Raw genomic sequence first — 22698 nt, forward strand, 5'->3', positions numbered from 1 at the left:
GATGAGCACTTTTTCTACCCCTGTAGTCACCTCCATGCAGATTATCCCCGTCGCGGGACATGACAGCATGTTGATGAACCTGAGCGGCGCTCACGCGCCGTTCTTCACCCGCAATATTGTGGTGATCAAGGACAAATCCGGGCACACCGGTGTGGGTGAAATCCCGGGCGGGGAGAAGATCCGTAAAACGCTGGAAGACGCCGTTCCGCTGGTGGTGGGCAAAACGCTGGGGGAATACAAAAACGTTCTGAACAGCGTGCGTAACACCTTTGCCGATCGCGATGCGGGCGGTCGTGGTCTGCAAACGTTTGACCTGCGTACCACCATTCACGTGGTGACGGGCATCGAAGCCGCAATGCTGGATCTGTTAGGCCAGCATCTGGGCGTCAACGTCGCATCCCTGCTGGGTGACGGCCAGCAGCGCAATGAAGTGGAGATGCTCGGTTACCTGTTCTTTATCGGCAACCGCAAGCTGACCCCGCTGCCGTACCAGAGCCAGCCGGACGAAAAATGCGACTGGTACCGTGTACGCCACGATGAAGCGATGACCCCGGACGCGGTGGTGCGCCTGGCAGAAGCCGCGTATGAAAAATACGGTTTTAATGACTTCAAGCTGAAAGGCGGCGTGCTGGCCGGTGAGGAAGAAGCGGAGGCAATCGCCGCGCTGGCGAAGCGCTTCCCGCAGGCGCGCGTGACGCTGGATCCGAACGGTGCCTGGTCCCTTGATGAAGCCATCAAAATAGGTAAGCAGCTAAAAGGCGTGCTGGCCTACGCGGAAGATCCGTGCGGCGCAGAGCAGGGTTACTCCGGGCGTGAGGTTATGGCGGAGTTCCGTCGCGCCACCGGACTGCCAACCGCTACCAACATGATCGCGACCGACTGGCGTCAGATGGGGCATACGCTCTCCCTGCAGTCGGTGGATATCCCGCTGGCAGATCCGCACTTCTGGACGATGCAGGGCTCGGTTCGGGTGGCGCAGATGTGCCACGAGTTTGGCCTGACCTGGGGTTCGCACTCCAACAACCACTTCGACATCTCGCTGGCGATGTTCACCCACGTGGCGGCCGCTGCGCCGGGCAAGATCACCGCAATTGATACCCACTGGATCTGGCAGGAGGGCAACCAGCGCCTGACCAAACGGCCGTTTGAAATCAAAGGCGGCATGGTGCAGGTTCCTTCCACGCCGGGTCTGGGCGTTGAGCTGGATATGGATCAGGTGATGAAAGCACATGAGCTGTATCAGAAACACGGGCTGGGCGCGCGTGACGATGCGCTGGCAATGCAGTACCTGATCCCTGAGTGGACATTCGACAATAAACGTCCGTGCATGGTACGATAAGCGCATTGGGACCGCTCCCACAAGCGGTCCCTTACGTGGTGTATGCTTAACGTAACTAACATGCGTAAGGATGGCTTATGAAAATTGTAATCGCTCCGGACTCGTATAAGGAAAGCTTGAGCGCGCTTGAGGTGGCGACAGCGATAGAGGACGGTTTTCGCGAAATTTTCCCGTCAGTTGACTATGTCAAATTGCCGGTTGCCGACGGTGGCGAAGGGACGGTAGACGCCATGGTGGCAGCCACTCATGGGCGCATTGTCCATGTTCCCGTCACCGGCCCCCTGGGTGAACGTGTCGAGGGGTTCTTCGGCTTATCCGGAGACGGTAAAAGCGCGTTTATCGAGATGGCGGCGGCGAGCGGTCTGGAGCTGGTGCCTCCCGCCAGGCGTAACCCGCTGGTCACCACCTCGTGGGGGACCGGCGAGCTCATCCGCCATGCGCTTGACGCAGGCGTTAAGCATATCATTATTGGCATTGGCGGCAGCGCGACCAACGACGGCGGCGCGGGCATGGTGCAGGCGCTTGGCGTAAAACTGCTGGATGCCAGCGGGCAGCCGGTAGGGCCGGGCGGCGGCGAACTGGCAAGCCTTACGCATATTGACGTGGGCGGGCTGGATAAGCGGCTGGCCGCGTGTCGAATTGAAGTGGCCTGTGATGTGACCAATCCCCTGATCGGTGAAGCCGGCGCCTCAGCGGTATTTGGCCCGCAGAAAGGGGCGACGCCGGAAATGATCGGGACGCTGGATAACGCCCTTGCCCATTACGCACAGATCATCGCCCGGGATCTGGATATTGACGTCTTAAACCTCGCGGGCGGCGGCGCGGCGGGCGGAATGGGCGCCGCGCTGTATGCATTTTGCGGCGCGCAGCTGCGTCAGGGCATTGAGATTGTCACTGATGCGCTGCATCTTGATGAACAGGTGGCGAACGCCGATCTGGTGATCACCGGTGAAGGCCGCATCGACAGCCAGACGATCCACGGCAAGGTGCCCGTTGGCGTGGCGCGAGTCGCGAAACGCTATAACAAACCGGTTATCGGCATTGCTGGCAGCCTGACGGCGGACGTTGGCGTGGTGCATGAGCACGGGCTGGATGCCGTATTCAGTGTGATATACACCATCTGTTCCCTGGAAGATGCGCTGGAAAATGCGCAACGGAACGTGCAGATGGCCGCACGAAATATTGCGGCGGTGCTGAAAATGGGGCAGGGGATGTAGTTTCCCCTCACCCTGACCCTCTCCCCAACGGGGCGAGGGGAGTGTTGGTGCGGCCTTTATCCTTTGCCCTGAGGCCTCACCAGCGCTAGTTCCCTAACACCTTCATCGCTTCCCGCGTCACATTGTCCATCTCGTCCAGCAGCTCCAGGAACTCCGGTTCAAGCTCTGACTCTGGCGTTCCCGCGCGTAGCTGCTGCTCAAGCAGCTGGCAGAGATTTTTCAGCCGCGGTACGCCGCTGTAGCCGCAGCTACCGTGCAGCTTATGAATGGCTTCCAGCAGCCCGTCAGGGTTTTCTCCCACCAGCTGCTCTTCAACCTTGTTCCGTATTTCCGGCAGGAAGTCCACCAGCATTTGCAGCATATCCCTTGCCAGATCGGCTTTGCCCGCCGCCTGGCGCAGCGCCAGCTGCCAGTCGAACGTGGCATTCTGGTTCACGCCGATCTCCGGCGATTCAGCTGAAACGGTGTATGTCCCGCCAATATGTCCCGGCTTGTAGCGCAGCAGCAGGCTGTGCAGCTTCTCTTCGTCGATCGGTTTCGCCAGATAATCGTTCATGCCCGCACCCAGCAGCTTCTCCTTCTGCCCGGCCATCGCGTGCGCCGTCACGGCAATCACCGGCGTCTGCTGCTGGTGCGGAAGCTGGCGGATCAGCTCACAGGCGCGGATGCCGTCCATTCCCGGCATCTGAATATCCATCAGGATCAGGTCGAACTGCATCTGTTTGGCCTGTTCAACGGCTTCGGCACCGTTGGTACACAGCTCCACGTGCTGAACCTGATCCTCAAGCAGCACGCCAATCAGCTTCAGGTTTGCCGGGTTGTCGTCTACTGCCATCACCGTCATCGGGAGCTTGTGCTCATCGTTCGCCGGCAGAAGGGGCTGGTGCGTCAGGCGACAATACTCGGTCAACGCAGGCAGCAGCCGGGTTGCGGTGAGCGGTTTCAGCAGACACGCCGCCGCCCCGTCGTTTTTCAGCTCTTCGGCGTTGATTTGCGCGTGACACGGCAGGGCCAGCAACAGGTAGTCCGTCATGGAAGCCGCCTTCGCCAGGCGCTCCTGCTGCATGGTCAGCTCGCCGGTAAACGTCACCGGAATACCCATCAGCAGGATATCGTAATGATCGCTCGCCAGCGCGGAGAAGGTCGGGCTGTAGACCACCTCCAGCGGCGTAGTGCTCAACACGTCCAGCGTGCACTGCGCCGCGGCGGCGTTAGGTTCCACATAGGCCAGACGCATCCCTTTCAGGCAGTCGGTGACCGGTCCGTCGGTCTGCACGTTCGGGTTAAGATCGAGATTGATATGGAACCAGAAGGTCGAGCCCCGGTTAGGCTGGCTGTGGAAGGAGATATCGCCCCCCATCTCTTTCACCAGTTTTTGGGTGATCACCAGCCCCAGGCCCGTTCCGCCGTGGCGACGGGAAATGCTCGCATCGGCCTGTCGGAAAGCCTGGAACAGACGCGACTGATCGCGCTCCGGTATGCCAATACCGGTATCGCGGATCTGCACTTCTATCTGAACCTTATTATTACTGAGCGCCCGTTTTTCGACCAGGATGTCAATATTGCCGCTCTCGGTGAACTTAATCGCGTTGCCCACCAGATTGGTAATAACCTGCTGCAGGCGCAGCGGGTCGCCAATGACGTTATCCGGCACGTCGTTTTTGATATTGAGCGTCAGCTCCAGCCCTTTATCGTGCGAGGAGTGGGCAAGCAGCGTGACCACGTCATCCAGCGTGCTGCGCAGCGGGAACGGGATGCTTTCCAGAATCAGCTTGCCCGCTTCCAGCTTCGAGAAGTCCAGCACGTCGTTAATAATGGTCAGCAGGTTATTGGCCGAGCGTTCAATAGTATGCAGGTGGTCACGCTGGGTCGGATTCAGCTCGCTTTTGAGCGTCAGGCGGGTAAAGCCAATCACCCCGTTAAGCGGCGTACGCAGCTCGTGCGACATGTTCGCCAGGAACTCAGACTTAATGCGCGCCGCCTCCTGCGCGCGTTTTTTCGCCAGATCCAGCTCCACGTTCTGGATCTCCATCTGCTCCAGCGTTTCACGCAGGTCCGACGTGGCCTGGTCAACGTTGTGCTGCATCTCTTCGTGATAGGCCGCCAGCGACATTGCCATTGAGTTGATGCCGTTTTTCAGCATATCCAGTTCGCCGAGCATAAAGCCTTCTACGCGGCTGTCGAGCTGGCCGCGGCGGATCCGGTCAACGGTATTCACCATGTTGCGGATAGGCCCCGTGACGTCGCGCATCAGTCGCCAGCCGAAGATCAGCGCGATACCGATACAAAAGAGCATCATCACGCCGGAAATGAATATTTCTTTGTACTGCTGGAGGCGCACCGACTTGAGATCCAGCTCCAGCGCCACATATCCCAGCATATTGTTGCTGGACTTGGCATCGGACTGGGCGGATTCATCAGGTGAATAGCTTTCCGAGACGATCGGCGTACGCAGGATCATGATATCGCCGCGCCGCAGGACTGTGAGATGGCGCGGGAAGGGGGTACCTTCCGGGATTTTCAGCGACGTGGGATCGAGATGAAAATTCGAGGTCACGAACAGCCGGTTATGCTCATCGTAAACGGAAATGGCGCGGACAATCTCTGAATGCCGGCGGTGCAGCACGCTGATTAACTGACCAATGGATTCGCGGTTTTGCAGGTTCATGCCGTACTCGCTGGAGACGGCCAGCGGTTCGATAATGCTGGCACCGGCATCTTCAAGCTGCCTCTGCAGATCGTTATAGCGGTGCACCACAAAGAAGATGCTCAGCAGCAAACCGATGAGAACGGTAGGAGCGAGGATCAAAATCATCATGCGCGCGCGCAGGCTGTAGTTGGTCATGGAGTTCCGTTATGGGACAATCAGGCTAATTATGTTTATTTGAGAAAAATCTCGGCGATGGCGCAATTCTACTCTGCAAAACGACGCGTGACGACGCGTCAGATCATAACTGTTGAAGCCACGGACCTCGATCCTTTCGGACACGGGGTGGCGCGTCACAATGGTAAGACCCTGTTTATCACAGGTTTGCTGCCGGGTGAACGAGCAGAAATTACGCTGACGGAAGACAAACGCCAGTACGCGCGCGGCCAGGTCAAGCGCCGTCTTGGTGATAGCCCGGATCGCGTAACGCCTCGCTGCCCCCATTTTGGCGTCTGCGGCGGCTGTCAGCAACAGCATGCCAGCACAGAATTACAGCAAAAAAGTAAAAGCAGCGCGCTGGCTCGCCTGCTAAAACACGACGTCAGTGACGTTGTTGCTGACCAGCCGTGGGGCTACCGCCGCCGCGCTCGCCTGAGCCTCAGCTATCATCCAAAAACCGGGCGGCTGGAGATGGGTTTTCGTAAAGCCGGCTCCAGCGATATCGTCAATATCGCGCGCTGCCCTGTTTTGGTGCCCCATCTTGAGGCATTGCTTCCGGACGTGCACCACTGTCTTGCATCGCTGGATGGCGTGCGTTCGCTGGGCCATGTCGAACTGGTGCTGGCAAACAACGGTCCGCTGATGGTGCTGCGCCATACCGCGCCGCTGTCGAAGAAAGATCGCGAAAAACTGGAACGCTTTTCGCATTCTCACGAGCTTGCGCTTTTCCTCGCGCCGCAGAGCGAGATACTTGAGCAGGTAACGGGAGAAGCCCCCTGGTATGCGTCAGACGGGCTACGCTTAACGTTCAGCCCGCGGGATTTTATCCAGGTTAACGACGGCGTAAACCAGCAGATGGTAGCAAACGCGCTGGCGTGGCTTGACGTACAGCCAACCGATCGGGTGCTCGATCTGTTCTGCGGTATGGGGAACTTCACCCTGCCGCTGGCCCGCAGAGCAGAGAGCGTGGTCGGGGTGGAGGGCGTTGAGGCGCTGGTGGCGAAAGGCCAGGAGAACGCCCAACAGAACGGGTTGCAAAATGTGACATTCTTTCATCAAAATCTGGAGGAAGATGTCACGCAGCAACCGTGGGCTAAGCAGGGCTTCGATAAGATCCTGCTCGATCCGGCGCGCGCGGGTGCGCCGGGCGTGATGCAACATATAATTAAACTCGCGCCTGAACGCGTGGTCTATGTTTCCTGTAATCCGGCGACGCTTGCCCGGGACAGTGAAGCATTATTGAGCGGGGGTTACCAGATTCGGCGTCTGGCAATGCTGGACATGTTCCCGCACACTGGACATCTGGAATCGATGGTGTTGTTTGAGCACATCTAATGAGTATGGCTTGTCGACTTCGACAGGCCCTTGTCCCTAAAGGAGAGGACGATGGTTGCGGTAAGAAGTGCACATTTAAATAAAGCTGGTGAGTTTGACCCTCAAAAATGGATCGCAAGTCTGGGGATTTCCAGCCAGCAGTCGTGTGAACGCTTAACCGAAACCTGGGCCTATTGTTTACGGACTACGCAGGGACATCCGGACGCTGAACTGCTGCTGTGGCGCGGCGTGGAGATGGTAGAAATTTTATCCATGCTGAACATGGATATCGAAACGCTGCAGGCCGCGCTGCTGTTCCCGCTTGCGGACGCCGACGTGGTAACCGAAGACGTGCTGCGTGAGAGCGTCGGCCAGCCCGTCGTGGCGCTTATCCACGGCGTACGTGACATGGCCGCCATCCGCCAGCTGAAGGCCGCACAAACGGATTCCGTCTCTTCCGAGCAGGTCGATAACGTTCGCCGCATGCTGCTGGCGATGGTGGATGATTTCCGCTGCGTGGTTATCAAGCTGGCGGAACGTATTGCCCACCTGCGCGAAGTGAAGGATGCGCCGGAAGACGAGCGCGTTCTGGCCGCCAAAGAGTGTACCAACATCTATGCGCCGCTGGCGAACCGCCTGGGTATCGGCCAGCTGAAGTGGGAGCTGGAAGATTACTGCTTCCGCTACCTGCATCCGGCGGAATACAAGCGCATTGCAAAACTGCTGCACGAACGCCGCATCGACCGCGAGCACTATATTGACGAGTTTGTCGGCGGGCTGCGCCAGGCGATGAAGGAGGAGAATGTGCGCGCCGAGGTTTACGGTCGTCCTAAGCACATCTACAGCATCTGGCGCAAAATGCAGAAGAAACATCTCGCCTTTGACGAGCTGTTCGACGTGCGCGCCGTGCGTATCGTGGCGGAACGTTTGCAGGACTGCTACGCCGCGCTGGGGATCGTACACACCCATTTCCGCCATTTGCCGGACGAGTTTGATGACTATGTCGCCAACCCGAAACCGAACGGCTACCAGTCTATTCATACCGTGGTGCTCGGCCCTGGCGGCAAAACGGTGGAAATTCAGATCCGTACCAGGCAGATGCACGAAGACGCCGAGCTGGGCGTGGCCGCGCACTGGAAGTATAAAGAGGGCACCTCCGGCGGCGCTCGCTCTGGTCACGAGGATCGTATCGCCTGGCTGCGTAAGCTGATTGCGTGGCAGGAAGAGATGGCCGACTCCGGCGAAATGCTTGACGAAGTGCGCAGCCAGGTCTTCGACGATCGCGTCTACGTCTTTACTCCGAAAGGGGACGTGGTTGACCTGCCGGCTGGCTCCACGCCGCTTGATTTTGCTTACCACATCCACAGCGACGTGGGGCACCGCTGCATCGGCGCGAAAATTGGCGGGCGCATCGTCCCGTTCACTTACCAGCTGCAGATGGGCGACCAGATTGAAATCATCACCCAGAAGCAGCCGAACCCAAGCCGCGACTGGCTTAACCCGAACCTGGGCTATGTCACCACCAGCCGCGGGCGCTCCAAAATTCACGCCTGGTTCCGTAAGCAGGATCGTGACAAAAATATCCTCGCCGGTCGCCAGATCCTGGACGACGAGCTGGAGCATATCGGGATCAGCCTGAAAGAGGCGGAGAAATTCCTGCTGCCGCGCTACAACTTCAACGAGCTGGACGAGCTGTTGGCGGCGATTGGCGGTGGTGATATCCGGCTGAATCAGATGGTGAACTTCCTGCAGGCGCAGTTCAACAAGCCAAGCGCGGCAGAGCAGGACGCGGCCGCGCTGAAGCAGCTGCAGCAAAAAACCTACGCCCCACAGCAGCGCAGCAAGGACAATGGCCGCGTGGTGGTCGAAGGGGTCGGGAACCTGATGCACCATATCGCCCGCTGCTGCCAGCCGATTCCGGGTGACGATATTGTCGGCTTTATCACTCAGGGGCGCGGGATCTCAATACACCGCTCCGACTGCGATCAGCTTGCCGAACTGCAGTCGCACGCGCCGGAACGCATCGTGGAAGCGGTCTGGGGGGAGAGCTACTCTGCCGGCTACTCGCTGGTGGTCCGCGTTACTGCCAACGACCGCAGCGGTCTGCTGCGCGACATCACGACCATTCTCGCCAACGAGAAGGTCAACGTGCTGGGCGTAGCCAGCCGCAGCGATACCCGCGAGCAGCTTGCCACCATCGATATGACCATCGAAATCTATAACCTGCAGGTGCTGGGCCGCGTGCTCGGCAAGCTGAACCAGGTGCCGGATGTGATTGACGCGCGCCGTCTGCACGGCGGTTAATCCTTCGTTTCTGTAGGCCGGGTAAGGCGAGGCCGCCGCCCGGCATTTTTTTTATCAGGACAGAACTATGACCCAAATCGACCGCCTGCTTGGCATCATGAAACGTCTTCGGGATCCGGAAAACGGCTGCCCGTGGGACAAAGAGCAAACTTTTGCCACCATCGCCCCGTATACCCTTGAAGAGACCTATGAGGTGCTGGACGCGATTTCCCGCGAAGATTTCGACGACCTGCGCGGGGAGCTGGGCGATCTGCTGTTCCAGGTAGTGTTCTACGCGCAGATGGCGCAGGAAGAGGGCCGCTTTAACTTTGACGATATCTGCGCCGCCATCAGCGACAAGCTGGAACGACGTCACCCGCATATCTTTGGCGATGCCACCGCTGGCAACAGTACCGAAGTGCTGGCGCGCTGGGAGCAGATCAAAAGCGCCGAGCGCGCGGAAAAATCCCAGCACTCGGCGCTGGACGATATTCCCCTGAACCTGCCCGCGCTGATGCGCGCGCATAAAATTCAAAAGCGCTGTTCGGCGGTAGGGTTTGACTGGACCTCCCTCGGCCCGGTGCTGGAAAAAGTGCATGAAGAGATCGACGAAGTGATGCACGAAGCGCAGCAGGCCGTGGTGGATGAAGCAAAACTGGAAGAGGAGATGGGCGATCTGCTGTTTGCGACCGTCAACCTTTCGCGCCACCTCGGTGTAAAAGCGGAAACCGCGCTGCAAAAAGCGAACGTGAAATTCGAACGACGCTTCCGTGAAGTGGAGCGGATTGTGGCCTCGCGCGGCCTCGAAATGAGCGGGATTGACCTCGATGCAATGGAAGAGGTGTGGCAGGAAGTAAAACGCCAGGAACATGATCTCTAACGGAATTTTGCGATCAAGCGCAATTTGTGTGATTTTTTAAATGACAAGCGCTTGATTTGCGTCAAAAACATTTACCCAAAAGGGGCTATTTTCTCACTCCTTATGTTTGTCATGGCCTGGGAAGGAGACGGAGAATGAAAGTTTGTGGCGCTCGCCGTGTTCGGGTATACTACTTTCCCGTCCTGGTTATTCCATCGTTTCACCCTAACTTCTCAGGTTCAGCATGACAACGAACTATATTTTTGTGACCGGCGGGGTCGTATCCTCTCTGGGTAAAGGCATTGCCGCAGCCTCCCTCGCAGCCATTCTTGAAGCCCGTGGCCTCAATGTGACCATGATGAAACTGGATCCGTATATTAACGTCGATCCTGGCACCATGAGCCCAACCCAACACGGGGAAGTGTTCGTTACTGAAGACGGCGCTGAAACCGATCTGGATCTTGGCCACTACGAGCGTTTCATCCGTACCAAAATGACCCGTCGTAACAACTTTACGACTGGCCGTATCTACTCTGACGTTCTGCGTAAAGAGCGCCGTGGTGACTACCTGGGCGCAACCGTGCAGGTTATCCCCCACATCACCAACGCCATTAAAGAACGTGTTCTTGCCGGTGGCGAAGGGCATGACGTTGTGCTGGTTGAAATCGGCGGTACCGTTGGGGATATCGAATCCCTGCCGTTCCTCGAAGCGATTCGTCAGCTGGCGGTAGATATTGGTCGTGAGCACGCGCTGTTCATGCACCTGACGCTGGTGCCTTACATGGCGGCAGCGGGTGAAGTGAAAACCAAACCGACCCAGCACTCTGTTAAAGAGCTGCTTTCCATCGGTATTCAGCCTGACATTCTGGTTTGCCGTTCCGATCGCGCGATTCCAGCGAACGAACGTGCGAAAATTGCATTGTTCTGTAACGTGCCTGAAAAAGCCGTTATTTCAATGAAAGATGTCGATTCCATTTATAAAATCCCGGGCCTGTTGAAATCACAGGGTCTGGACGATTATATTTGTAAACGATTCAGCTTGAACTGTCCGGAAGCTAACCTGTCTGAATGGGAACAGGTGATTTACGAAGAAGCCAATCCGGGCGGTGAAGTGACTATCGGTATGGTCGGTAAGTACATTGAACTGCCGGACGCCTATAAGTCAGTTATCGAAGCGCTGAAGCACGGTGGTCTGAAGAATCGCGTCTCCGTTAACATCAAGCTGATTGATTCGCAGGATGTTGAAACGCGCGGCGTCGAAATTCTGAAAGATCTGGACGCTATTCTCATCCCTGGCGGCTTCGGCTACCGTGGTGTTGAAGGCAAGATCGCCACTGCACGCTATGCGCGTGAAAACAATATTCCATACCTCGGCATCTGCCTGGGTATGCAGGTTGCGCTGATTGAATTTGCGCGCAACGTAGCGGGAATGGAAAACGCGAACTCTACGGAATTTGTGCCAGACTGTAAGTACCCTGTAGTGGCGCTGATTACGGAATGGCGCGACGAAGACGGTAACGTCGAAGTCCGTACCGAGAAGAGCGATCTGGGTGGCACCATGCGTCTTGGCGCACAGGCCTGCCAGCTGTCCGACGATAGCGTGGTTCGCAAGCTTTACGGCGAGCCGGTCATCACCGAGCGCCATCGTCACCGCTATGAAGTCAACAACATGTTGTTGAAACAAATTGAAGCGGCGGGTCTGCGTGTTGCTGGCCGCTCCGGGGACGATCAGTTAGTCGAGATCATCGAGGTGCCTAACCATCCGTGGTTCGTTGCCTGCCAATTCCACCCGGAATTTACTTCAACGCCGCGTGACGGACATCCGCTGTTTGCAGGCTTCGTGAAAGCCGCCAGCGAGTACCAGAAGCGCCAGGCGAAGTAAAAAAAGTTAGAACGGCAACGCGTACCCCTGGTACGCGTTGTTTGTCTGGAGTTTTAGTTTAACTTGTACTGAGGAAAATCTAATGTCCAAAATCGTTAAAGTCATCGGTCGTGAAATCATCGACTCCCGTGGTAACCCGACCGTTGAAGCCGAAGTTCATCTGGAAGGTGGTTTCGTCGGTATGGCAGCTGCTCCATCAGGTGCTTCTACTGGTTCCCGCGAAGCGCTGGAACTGCGTGACGGCGACAAATCCCGTTTCATGGGCAAAGGCGTACTGAAAGCGGTTGGCGCTGTTAACGGTCCTATTGCTCAGGCTATCGTTGGCAAAGATGCCAAAGATCAGGCTGGCATCGACAAGATCATGATCGATCTGGACGGTACTGAAAACAAATCTAACTTCGGTGCGAACGCAATCCTGGCGGTTTCCCTGGCGAACGCCAAAGCAGCAGCGGCTGCTAAAGGTATGCCACTGTTCGAGCACATCGCTGAACTGAACGGCACCCCAGGCAAATACTCCATGCCTGTACCAATGATGAACATCATCAACGGTGGTGAGCACGCAGACAACAACGTTGATATTCAGGAATTCATGATTCAGCCAGTTGGCGCGAAAACCCTGAAAGAAGCAGTACGTATGGGTTCTGAAGTGTTCCACAACCTGGCTAAAGTTCTGAAAGCTAAAGGCATGAACACTGCCGTTGGTGACGAAGGTGGCTACGCGCCAAACCTGGGTTCTAACGCAGAAGCACTGGCTGTTATCGCTGAAGCGGTTAAAGCAGCAGGCTACGAGCTGGGCAAAGACATCACTCTGGCGATGGACTGCGCAGCATCTGAATTCTACAAAGACGGTAAATACGTTCTGGCTGGCGAAGGCAACAAAGCGTTCACCTCCGAAGAGTTCACTCACTTCCTGGAAGACCTGACCAAACAGTACCCAATCGTTTCTATCGAAGACGGTCTGGACGAGTCTGACTGGGATGGTTTCGCATACCAGACCAAAGTACTGGGCGACAAAATCCAGCTGGTTGGTGACGATCTGTTCGTAACCAACACCAAGATCCTGAAAGAAGGCATCGAGAAAGGCATCGTTAACTCCATCCTGATCAAATTCAACCAGATCGGTTCTCTGACCGAAACCCTGGCTGCGATCAAAATGGCGAAAGACGCTGGCTACACCGCTGTTATCTCTCACCGTTCTGGCGAAACTGAAGATGCAACCATCGCTGACCTGGCTGTAGGTACCGCAGCAGGCCAGATCAAAACTGGTTCTATGAGCCGTTCTGACCGCGTTGCTAAATACAACCAGCTGATTCGTATCGAAGAAGCGCTGGGCGAAAAAGCACCATACAACGGTCGTAAAGAGATCAAAGGTCAGGCATAAGCCTGAGCTTTCGTTTCAATAAAAAAACCCGCTTCGGCGGGTTTTTTGTTTTCTATAACAGAAGCGGCAGCGTCGCGCTGGCCGTTTGCTGACTCACCTCGCCGTAACGGCCGTCAATGGCAATAAGGGAGGTGGTAAGCAGCTCGATCAGCAGCATGACCCCAACTTTGGCATTGAGCGCGCCCGCGCTCAGCGGCCCCTCTGGTTTTGCCGCAACCAGCTGCATATCGCTCAGGGAAGCCAGCGGGCTGCGCGGCGTATTGCTGAGCGCCAGCACCTGCACGCCGCGCTTGCGGGCAAGCTTCACGACGTGGAGTAAATCGCGGGTTGAGCCCGAACTTGAGATAGCGACCACCAGCGTCTCGTCTGAGAGCGTTGCCGCATTCATGGCCGCGCGATGCATATCGCTGAACAGCTGCGCGGGTTTGCCCAGCCGCAACAGCTTGTAATGCAGATACTCACCAAGGATCGCGCTGGCGGCCACCCCGTAAATCTGTACCGACCGCGCCTGATGCAGCGCCTGCGCGGCCTTTTCCAGCAGCGCTCTGTCGAGCAGCCGGGCCGTATCCTGCAGGGCCTGCACCGACTCATCCACTACGTTATCAATTTCATCCCCGGCCTGACGAGCGGGCTGGCCCTGCTGAATATCCAGCGCCAGCGCCATTTTAAATTCGTTATATCCCTTACAGCCGAGCGTCCGGCACAGGCGCGTCACGCTGGCCTCGCTGGTCTGACTTTCGCGCGCCAGCTCGGTGATCGTCAGGTACAGCACACGGGCAGGATCGCTGAGAACAAACTCCCCCAGTTTCTGTTGCGTAGGGCTATACCCGGAAGCCTCCTGGCGTAACTTCAGCAGCAGGTTTTCATGGTCTGACATGCTAGATCCTTAATGCGTTTCTCTGCCGACTAGTGTGGCGGAAAGCAGGGGAGGGATGCCAGTGATTTCGAAAAAGTATGATCCTCCCCCTGTTTTTTGATGATAATTTTCACTTTCTATTATTTATATGGTAAAAATTTTCATCATTACACCAGGGGATGAAAAAAATGATGCAAATGTTCAGCGGAGCTTCTTCCGGCGGATGGTTTGAAAAAGCGCAGCGCTTCGGCAAATCCTTTATGTTGCCCATCGCCGTTTTGCCGGCGGCGGGGCTTTTACTGGGAATTGGCGGAGCGTTGTCAAATCCCAATACCCTTACGGCCTATCCCTTCTTAAACGTTGGCTGGCTTCAGGCCATCTTCACCATCATGAGCAGTGCGGGGTCGATTGTGTTTGCGAACCTTTCCGTGCTGTTCGCCGTTGGGGTTGCCGTCGGGTTAGCTAAAAATGATAAAGGCACGGCGGGTCTGGCGGCTCTGCTCGCGTTTCTGGTAATGAACGCCACCATCAACGCCCTGCTGATCCTGACCGGAAAGCTGGCCTCGGAAAATCCGGGAGCCGTGGGGCAGGGGATGACGCTGGGCATTCAGACGCTGGAAACCGGCGTGTTTGGCGGCGTGGTGATTGGCCTTGTGACCTGCGCGCTGCACCATCGGTTTAACAAAATCGCGCTTCCGCAATTTTTGGGCTTCTTTGGCGGCTCGCGCTTTGTGCCGATTATCAGCTCGCTGGCGGCGATACTCGTCGGGGCCCTCATGACCGTCGTCTGGCCGCATTTCCAGAAGCTGATCTTTGGCCTCGGCGGGCTGGTAGATGCCACGGGCTATCTGGGCACCCTGCTGTACGGCTTCATCCTGCGCATGCTTGGCCCGTTTGGCCTGCACCACATCTTTTATTTGCCGTTCTGGACCACCGCGCTCGGCGGCAGTGAAATCGTCAACGGTCATCTGGTAGAGGGCACGCAGCGGATCTTCTTCGCCCAGCTCGCCGACCCGAGCACGCAGCACTTCTATGAGGGCACGTCGCGCTTCATGTCCGGGCGCTTTATTACGATGATGTTTGGCCTGCTCGGCGCCTGCCTTGCGATGTACCACACGGCAAAACCAGAGAATAAAAAGCGCGTAGCGGGGCTGCTGCTTTCAGCGGCGTTAACCTCTTTCCTGACGGGCATTACCGAACCCATCGAGTTCTCATTCCTGTTTATCGCGCCGGGGCTTTACGTCATTCATGCGCTGTTTGACGGGCTGGCATTTATGCTCGCGCACGTGCTGCACATCACCATCGGACAGACGTTCTCCGGCGGCTTCATTGACTTCGTGCTGTTCGGCATTCTTCAGGGGGAGGCTAAAACCAACTGGATGTTCGTCCCGCTGGTGGGCGTGCCGTGGTTCTTCCTTTACTACTTCACCTTCCGCTATCTGATTAACCGCTTTGATTTCGCCACGCCGGGCCGTGAAAAGGAGGCGGTGGCTGACGCGAATACCTTGCCGCAAAGCGAGCGCGCCGCGGCGGTGATCGCCGGGCTTGGCGGCAGAGAAAACCTGGATGACGTTGATTGCTGCGCCACGCGCCTTCGCGTCACGGTAAGGGATGGTAGCAAAGTCAGTGAAGCGGCACTGAAGGCGACCGGCGCGCGCGGCGTCATCGTGCGCGGTAACGGGGTTCAGGTCATTTATGGCCCGCACGTCACAATTATCAAAAACGAAGTGGAAGAGATTTTATCGTAATGAAAACCGTACTGGATACCCTGAAGGGAAAGCTGGTCGTCTCCTGTCAGGCGCTGGAAAACGAACCCTTACACAGCCCGTTTATTATGTCCCGAATGGCGCTGGCGGCGGCGCAGGGCGGTGCCGCCGGGATCCGCGCCAACAGCGTGGTGGACATCGAGGCCATCAAAGGGCTGGTCTCGCTGCCGGTCATCGGCATTATCAAGCGGGACTACCCGGGGAGCGAGGTGTTTATCACCGCGACGATGAAGGAGGTGGATGAGCTGATGGCGGTCGCGCCGGAGCTCATCGCGCTGGATGCCACCGCCCGCAGGCGTCCCGGCGGGGAGTCTCTGGAAGCGCTGATTGCGCAGGTTCGCGCCCGTTACCCTTCGCTGCTGCTGATGGCAGATATTTCCTCCGTGCAGGAGGCCGTGACCGCGCAGGCGCTTGGGTTTGACTGCATCGGGACCACGCTTTACGGCTATACGGCGGAAACGGCGGGCCATTCGCTTCCTGAGAATGACTGCGCGTTCCTGAAAGCGGTGCTGGCAGCCGTTTCGGTTCCGGTGATTGCCGAAGGCAACGTGGACACCCCCGAGCGTGCGGCAAGATGCCTGGCGCTTGGGGCGCATACGGTCGTTGTCGGGGGCGCGATCACCCGGCCACAGCAAATCACCGGGCGTTTTATGGCGGCGATAGGCGCGCAAAGCACCGATGGAGCATGACCATCCGGCAGGGATCTGCGATACTTATCGTTTATCCCCTTAACTGAGATGACTATGCAGTACCCGATTAACGAGATGTTCCAGACCCTGCAAGGCGAGGGTTACTTTACCGGCGTTCCCGCTATTTTCATTCGCCTGCAGGGATGCCCGGTTGGCTGTGCCTGGTGTGACACCAAACATACGTGGGATAAACTCGCCGATCGGGAAGTGTCGCTGTTTAGTATCCTGGCGAAAACCAAAGAGAGCGATAAGTGGGGCGCGGGCAGTGCAGAAGATCTGCTTGCCATTATTGGTCGCCAGGGCTGGACGGCGCGTCACGTGGTGATCACCGGTGGTGAACCGTGCATTCACGATCTGATGCCGCTTACCGACCTGCTCGAAAAAAACGGCTATAGCTGCCAGATCGAAACCAGCGGCACCCATGAAGTGCGCTGCTCCCACTCAACCTGGGTAACGGTCTCGCCAAAGGTGAACATGCGCGGCGGCTATGACGTGCTGTCTCAGGCGCTGGAGCGTGCTGATGAGATTAAGCATCCCGTGGGGCGCGTGCGCGATATCGAAGCGCTGGATGAACTGCTGGCGACGCTGAAGGACGAAAAGCAGCGGGTTATCGCTTTACAGCCGATCAGCCAGAAAGACGATGCAACCCGCCTGTGCATTGAAACCTGCATCGCCCGCAACTGGCGGCTGTCGATGCAGACGCACAAATATCTGAACATTGCCTGATACTGCCTGGCCCCGCCTATCGCGGGGCTTTTGATGGTGGCAGTAAGGCCCAGGTCACTACGGCCGACACAAGGCAAATCGCACTGTTGAACAGTAAGGCATACTGCGCGGCGCTGGCCGTTCCCACCGGCAGCCATAGCGCGTACAGTGATGCGGTGACCGCGATCCCCATCGCTCCGCCCAGGGAACTGCCCATCTTATAGATCCCAGAAGCCACACCTACCTTGTTTTCAGGGGCATTCATCACTGCCGTGTCCGTTGAGGGCGTGGCGTAACACCCGAGCCCCAGCCCGAATAAAATATTGCTCAGAAAAACGGTGACAATGTAGACCTCCTTGCTTAAGAAGGTACATGAAATCAGCGTAATACCCGTTGCGGTCAGCAGCGGTCCGGTCATCATCGGCAGCCTGGCGCCATAGCGCTGAAGCAGTTTTTCACCCACCCGGATCATCGCCAGCACGGTTACCAGATAACCCAGCGTCATCATGCCGGTCTGTAGCGGTGACAGATGATGGCCGTGCTGCAGCCAGATGCTGGCGATCATCATGGTGCCAATGCAGCCGTTGAGCAGGAAATTTGAGAATACCGAGGCGCTGTAGGCCCGGTTTTTAAACAGGGCAAAGTCGATCAGCGCCGCATCGCCTTTGCGTCGTCCGGTAATGACAAAGCACATCAACGCAGTCACGGCTCCACACAGCACGAGAAGCGATAAGCTACTGCTCCAGCCCCAGGCGTGTCCTTTGCTTATAAACAGATTGAATAGCACCAGCATAAGGACAAAACTCGCCAGGCCGCTGATATCCAGCTTGTGTTGACCTGCATCAGGGCTGCGGCTTTCCGGGGTGGCGCGGATAAGCAATAGCGCGGCCAGGGCTACCGCCATCGATAAAATAAAAATCCAGCGCCAGCCCAGCGTGGTGGCGATGGCGCCTCCGACAAACGAGCTCAGGCCGCTCCCGCCCCATGAACCGATAACCCAGAAGCTGATGGCGCGCTGGCGTGCTTTACCTTCATACCAGGTCTTAATTAGCGCCAGCGTGGCGGGCATGATGCAGGCCGCTGACAGGCCCTGAATCGCCCTTCCCAGCAGAAACAGGACGGGCTCCCAGGAAATGAACAGCAGGCCGCTCCCAATAATGCTCAGGATCAGGCCAATCACGGTCAGGCGCATGCGGCCAAACTTATCGGCAAACCCACCGCAGGCCACGACAAAACAGCCGCTGAACAGCGCGCTCAGGCTGACGGCCAGCGTAAGGGTTTCGAGGGCAATATCGAGGCTATTCTGCATGGCCGGAACAACGTTGATAACCGACTGGGCAAACAGCCAGAATGTCAGAACGCTCATGACGATACCCGCCAGCAGCCGATCGTTACCGGCGTAGGCGGGTGTGCCTGTCAGGGAAACGGTACTCATAATGCAGCCCTCCCGGGAAGGTGCGAATCAGCGCAGATAGCGTTCGGTCAGTGCGGCCCAAAGCGCCGCGCCGGTAAGGAGAATCGTGTCGTTAAAGTCGTAGCCCGGGTTATGTACCATGCAGCGGTCAGGCTCATCCCCGGCGCCAAGGGTGAAATAGCATCCGTTTGGATTTTTCTCGAGCATGAAGGCAAAGTCCTCGCTGCCCATAAACGCGTTAACCTCCGCGACCGCATCCTGACCGAACAGATCGGTGGCGACGCTGCGCACCATCTCATTGGCTTGGGGATTGTTTTTCAGCACCGGGCTGCCGTTAACGTGACGGATGGTGGCCGTCGCATTGAAGCTTTCCGCCTGTGCAACGGCAATATCATGGATGCGCTGTAGCACGGTCTGCCGCACGCTTTCGTCCAGCGTGCGCACGGTCAGCTTCATCAATACTTTGTCGTTGATAATGTTGGGCGCGTGTCCGGCCTGAATGCTGCCTACGGTAACGACGGCAGGCTGAAAAGGGGTGATATTGCGTGAAACAATTGACTGCAAAGCGATGGTGATATGACAGGCAACCAGGGTCGCGTCAACCGTATGTTCCGGCACCGCACCGTGACCACCCACGCCGTTAACCTCAATATGAAAGGTGTCGGAAGAGGCCATCATGGCGCCGTCGCGCAGACCAATTTTTCCGACGGGCTGTGACGGCATATTGTGCAGGCCAAAAATATGGTCGCAGGGGAACAGGTCAAACAGACCGTCCTCTACCATAACGCGTCCACCATACAGAAGCTCCTCCGCGGGCTGAAAAATAAGGTGTAGCGTGCCGTTAAAATTGCGGGTGCGTGCCAGGTACTCCGCTGCATACAGCAGCGTAGTGGTGTGGCCGTCATGGCCGCAGCCGTGGAATTTACCCTCAACGGTACTGCTCCACGCCTTGCCGCTGTTTTCCTGCATTGGCAGTGCATCCATATCGGCGCGCAGGCCCAGGCGCCCGTGCCCGTTCCCCACCTTCAGGGTGCCGACCACGCCGGTTTTCGCCAGGCCGCGATGGACCTCATACCCCCATTCCTGGAGCAGCGCCGCAACGCGATCGCTGGTGTTATGCTCCTCAAAACCCGTTTCAGGGTGCTGATGAAAATAGCGGCGTAATTCCGTGAACCTGGCTTCGTTGCCACGCAGGGCTTCAATAATTGGATGTGTCATTTTTGTTATCCTTTTTCTGCCAAACGGTGATAATTTCGAGTCTATGACGATCGTACCGCCTGAAAATGCACTTTTTTGTTGTAAAGCGACGGTTTTGTTTTGATTGTTTTTCATACAATTCAGTTATGACAAAAAAGAGCAGGTCATTATTTGTCTTTGGTGAGGGATAAGATGGAGCTGCGGGGAGATGAATTTTGGGTAGAGATTCAGGACATTCGCCACTGCGTGGTGGATGAAGGCGATACGCTAACGCTGCTCTGGGTGCTGGAAGGGCGGGCAGAGCTGAGCACCGATGCGGGACGTGAAGTGCTGGAGGCCAATTCCCTTGCCATCATAAACCGTCACCGGCGCTGGCAGTTAACGAGCGAAACGGCAAACATCACCCTGCGCGTAACCCTTTCCGGGCGCTGGGTCGTCCAGCTCTGCAATGATTTTTTTGCCCATGATTATGCGGTACCGGTTGAAGCCGGAGGCGTCTGGCCCCAGTGCGATGCGCTTCGCGATCTGTTGCGCCAGCTTCTTGTGGTCACGCTCATCAACGATCCGCGTCGCTACCGGCTGGAGGCGTACCGCTGGCTGAGCGAGATTTTACTGCTGCTGACCAGCCGCTTTCAGCAGCCCGCCCGTTTGCCGCCCCGTGAACGTTCCACAGCGCACAGCAGGCGCATCGCCCGGGTGATAGAGCGAATCAACGCCAGCTATTCCCGCCGTATTACGCTTGCGGAAATCGCCGCGAGTGAATACGTCTCTGAAGCCTGGCTCTCCCGTCTCTTTCGAAAGGAGGTGGGGATCGGCTTCATGCAGTACATTACCACCCTGCGGCTGGAAAAGGCGGCTGACGCTCTCCGTCTGACGAATCGGCCGCTGCACCAGATTGCGCTTGAGCAGGGTTTCGCCAGCACGCGTATGATGAGCGATCGGTTTCGGCGCGTTCACAATATGTCCCCGGGTGAGTTCCGTAAGGCCCGACGCCAGCACCCGGAGGCCGCGCGCGCACGTGCGGACGGGCGTGAGCAGCGCTATCCGGTGGCGGTGGATAAGCTGTTTAGCCTGCTCAATGAACCGGTGACGCGCGGCTGGGGAGCCTCGCCGCTCGTCGTTCATCCGCAGCAGGAGCAGAGGCTGGATCTTGAGCAGCTTAAACCTCTCTCCACCTCGCTGCGCCGTATGCGGGTGGTCATTACCCTGCGTGAGCTCGACGATTTGCTGCGTGAGGACGTTCGTCATAATCTTGAGGAGATAAATAAGGCCATTCCCATTGAGGGAATTGATATCGCCGAGCCTTTTCTAAGCAGCCGTCTGTTTGCCACCGGGTGGGATGATCCGCAGATGGCGGGCTACGCCTGCTGGTACAATCTGCATCAGCTCTTCACCTGGCTGGCAAAAAAGCGGTGGACGGTGCTGCTGCACACCGGCGTAACGACCCGTCGCGATCTTCTTACCCGCTTTTTACAACAGTCAGTCAATCATTTTTCGCCAGAGATCGCCGCGGGCTGGCACTTCGTCATGCACTGGTCATCACAGGCGAGTGAGGAGACCCGGGAGCAGGTCTGGCTGGCGCAGCGTGAGGTAATACAAACCTTTCTTCCGCAGGCAAAGTTTGGCTTATGGCACCGGTTTGCCCCCGTCAGCGCGGGCGTGGGCGACGACCCCCTGTTCCGTTCAGCCATCCTGATGCAGGCCGATTTTCTTGCCTGTTCCGCCGATGCCAACGAGCTTCTCGATCCCGCGCAGCCGGAGCCTGCCGATCTCTCCTCGACGGAAAATTACCCGATACTGAAGATCCGCCAGATCCTCGCCGCCCTTCGCCTGCACAAACGTTCGCTTCCAGTCTGGCTTCTCTCCTGGAATACCCTCACCGGAAGCACGCGGGCGACAAACGGCTGGTTTTTTCGGGGGGCGCTGCTGATGCAGAACCTGCTCGGGCTTTCGGAGCTGGTCTGGCTGGCGGGATTCTGGCTAAATTCGGGTCTTCAGGGGGAAGCCCGTGCGAACAACACCATCGATACATCAAGCCTGGCGCTACAGTATAACCACGGCCTGCCGCGTCCGGTTTACTGGGTGCTCTGGCTCTGGCAGCGCCTGCGGGGCGAGGTGCTGGTCAATGACGGGCGAGTCCTGCTTACGCGACATCTGAATGGCTACCAGCTGTTGCTGCGTAACGTGGTGGTTTTTAATCCGCTGCTTTCCAGTGAAGAAGCCTTCATCCAGCGTTTTCGCCAGCAGTATCATTTACACCTGAAGGGAATGCGCGGGAAATGGCGCATTAAATGCCACCTTTTCGATCGGTATAACGGGGCGCTCTATCCTTTGCTTGAAGGCGTCGGCAGCGAAAGCGGCCCTGACGAAGAGGTGTGGTGCTGGATAGGACATAAAGCGCGTCCAACGCTTTCCGTACGCGATGAACGCCTTTATGACGGCTGGCAGCTGACTGAATTACTGGAGAGTAATGCGCTGGTGCTCTACGAGTTTACGCCGATCGTGTCTCGTGAAGACGACGCGGAGGAGATTCACTCCCCGCGGTAGATGCAGCCTGCGGTGCAGGTCTCTTTGATCATCACCGCGCTCAGCAGCGGCACCAGCGGCTTCATCTGATCCCAAATCCATTTCGCCAGCACTTCGCTGGTCGGATTTTCAAGGCCCGGGATCTCATTCAGATAGAAGTGGTCAAGACGATCGTAGGTTGGCTTAAACGCGGCTTTCAGTTCGGCGAAGTCCATGATCCAACCGGTATGGGGATCGACTTCACCCGTGATCTCAAGACGCACCATGAACGAGTGCCCATGCAGGCGGCCACATTTATGCCCGGCAGGAACGTGCGGAAGGTGGTGTGCGGCTTCGAAGGTGAAATCTTTAAACAGTGTGGTGGACATCATAGCTCTCAGGAATGCGGAAAAAACCGCCGCATA

The 22698-nt window shown here is 57.3% G+C and carries 16 protein-coding genes; 11 read left to right on the forward strand and 5 right to left on the reverse strand.

Annotated elements, in window-relative coordinates:
• Position 1 precedes the first annotated feature (1 nt).
• Together gudD and MOQ06_RS03455 are read left to right on the forward strand one after the other, a co-directional pair.
• Complete coding sequence (gene gudD, locus MOQ06_RS03450; protein ID WP_242171046.1) at positions 2-1339, forward strand: glucarate dehydratase; 1338 nt, start codon at positions 2-4, stop codon at positions 1337-1339.
• 77 nt (positions 1340-1416) lie between these two features.
• Positions 1417-2556, forward strand: coding sequence for a glycerate kinase (locus MOQ06_RS03455; RefSeq protein WP_242171048.1), 1140 nt, complete (start codon positions 1417-1419; stop codon positions 2554-2556).
• 85 nt (positions 2557-2641) lie between these two features.
• Here MOQ06_RS03455 and barA read toward each other — a convergent pair whose 3' ends face one another.
• Positions 2642-5401 (reverse strand): two-component sensor histidine kinase BarA, encoded by a 2760-nt coding sequence (gene barA, locus MOQ06_RS03460; protein ID WP_148421187.1) that lies wholly within the window; start codon positions 5399-5401, stop codon positions 2642-2644.
• 57 nt (positions 5402-5458) lie between these two features.
• On the opposite strand from barA, the gene rlmD reads away from it, so the two are divergent.
• From rlmD to eno, 5 genes are all read left to right on the forward strand, one after another.
• Entirely contained in the window at positions 5459-6757 is a 1299-nt protein-coding gene (rlmD, locus tag MOQ06_RS03465; protein WP_242171050.1) for a 23S rRNA (uracil(1939)-C(5))-methyltransferase RlmD, read from the forward strand.
• A gap of 51 nt (positions 6758-6808) precedes the next feature.
• The gene (gene relA / locus MOQ06_RS03470; RefSeq protein ID WP_193356100.1) at positions 6809-9040 is read left to right on the forward strand and encodes a GTP diphosphokinase; all 2232 of its coding nucleotides are present in this window, start codon (positions 6809-6811) and stop codon (positions 9038-9040) included.
• 67 nt (positions 9041-9107) lie between these two features.
• Complete coding sequence (gene mazG / locus MOQ06_RS03475; RefSeq protein ID WP_193356099.1) at positions 9108-9899, forward strand: nucleoside triphosphate pyrophosphohydrolase; 792 nt, start codon at positions 9108-9110, stop codon at positions 9897-9899.
• 223 nt (positions 9900-10122) lie between these two features.
• On the forward strand, positions 10123-11760 hold the full coding sequence (gene pyrG, locus MOQ06_RS03480; protein WP_003862718.1) for a CTP synthase (glutamine hydrolyzing): 1638 nt from the start codon (positions 10123-10125) through the stop codon (positions 11758-11760).
• Between the two features lie 82 nt (positions 11761-11842).
• The gene (eno, locus tag MOQ06_RS03485; RefSeq protein WP_006811784.1) at positions 11843-13141 is read left to right on the forward strand and encodes a phosphopyruvate hydratase; all 1299 of its coding nucleotides are present in this window, start codon (positions 11843-11845) and stop codon (positions 13139-13141) included.
• Between the two features lie 52 nt (positions 13142-13193).
• Here the strand turns inward: eno and MOQ06_RS03490 are convergent, their stop codons facing one another.
• Positions 13194-14018 carry a MurR/RpiR family transcriptional regulator gene (locus MOQ06_RS03490; protein WP_148421197.1) on the reverse strand — a complete coding sequence of 275 codons (825 nt, stop codon included), beginning with the start codon at positions 14016-14018 and terminating at the stop codon, positions 13194-13196.
• A 167-nt stretch (positions 14019-14185) separates the two neighbouring features.
• Here MOQ06_RS03490 and MOQ06_RS03495 point away from each other — a divergent pair, with 167 nt between their 5' ends.
• The 3 genes from MOQ06_RS03495 to queE are packed head-to-tail and all read left to right on the forward strand — an operon-like array spanning position 14186 to position 17178.
• Positions 14186-15745, forward strand: coding sequence for a maltose/glucose-specific PTS transporter subunit IIC (locus MOQ06_RS03495; protein ID WP_242171053.1), 1560 nt, complete (start codon positions 14186-14188; stop codon positions 15743-15745).
• On the forward strand, positions 15745-16452 hold the full coding sequence (locus MOQ06_RS03500; RefSeq protein ID WP_242171063.1) for an N-acetylmannosamine-6-phosphate 2-epimerase: 708 nt from the start codon (positions 15745-15747) through the stop codon (positions 16450-16452). The genes MOQ06_RS03495 and MOQ06_RS03500 overlap by 1 nt, the downstream gene beginning before the upstream one ends.
• A gap of 54 nt (positions 16453-16506) precedes the next feature.
• Entirely contained in the window at positions 16507-17178 is a 672-nt protein-coding gene (queE, locus tag MOQ06_RS03505) for a 7-carboxy-7-deazaguanine synthase QueE (RefSeq protein ID WP_148421203.1), read from the forward strand.
• Positions 17179-17194: 16 nt separating this feature from the next.
• Here queE and MOQ06_RS03510 read toward each other — a convergent pair whose 3' ends face one another.
• A complete protein-coding gene (locus MOQ06_RS03510) occupies positions 17195-18592 on the reverse strand; it encodes an MFS transporter (RefSeq protein WP_242171072.1) in 1398 nt (465 codons plus the stop codon).
• Between the two features lie 27 nt (positions 18593-18619).
• Positions 18620-19789, reverse strand: coding sequence for a M20 aminoacylase family protein (locus tag MOQ06_RS03515; protein WP_242171075.1), 1170 nt, complete (start codon positions 19787-19789; stop codon positions 18620-18622).
• 171 nt (positions 19790-19960) lie between these two features.
• Here MOQ06_RS03515 and MOQ06_RS03520 point away from each other — a divergent pair, with 171 nt between their 5' ends.
• Positions 19961-22315: a helix-turn-helix domain-containing protein gene (locus MOQ06_RS03520; RefSeq protein WP_242171078.1), complete on the forward strand. Its 2355-nt coding sequence runs from the start codon at positions 19961-19963 to the stop codon at positions 22313-22315.
• Here the strand turns inward: MOQ06_RS03520 and queD are convergent.
• Positions 22300-22665: a 6-carboxytetrahydropterin synthase QueD gene (gene queD / locus MOQ06_RS03525; RefSeq protein ID WP_148421211.1), complete on the reverse strand. Its 366-nt coding sequence runs from the start codon at positions 22663-22665 to the stop codon at positions 22300-22302. The two genes, MOQ06_RS03520 and queD, sit on opposite strands and share 16 nt — an antisense overlap.
• Between the last annotated feature and the right edge of the window lie 33 nt (positions 22666-22698).

The organism is Enterobacter sp. I4 (assembly GCF_022669095.1).
Taxonomy (GTDB): domain Bacteria; phylum Pseudomonadota; class Gammaproteobacteria; order Enterobacterales; family Enterobacteriaceae; genus Enterobacter; species Enterobacter pasteurii.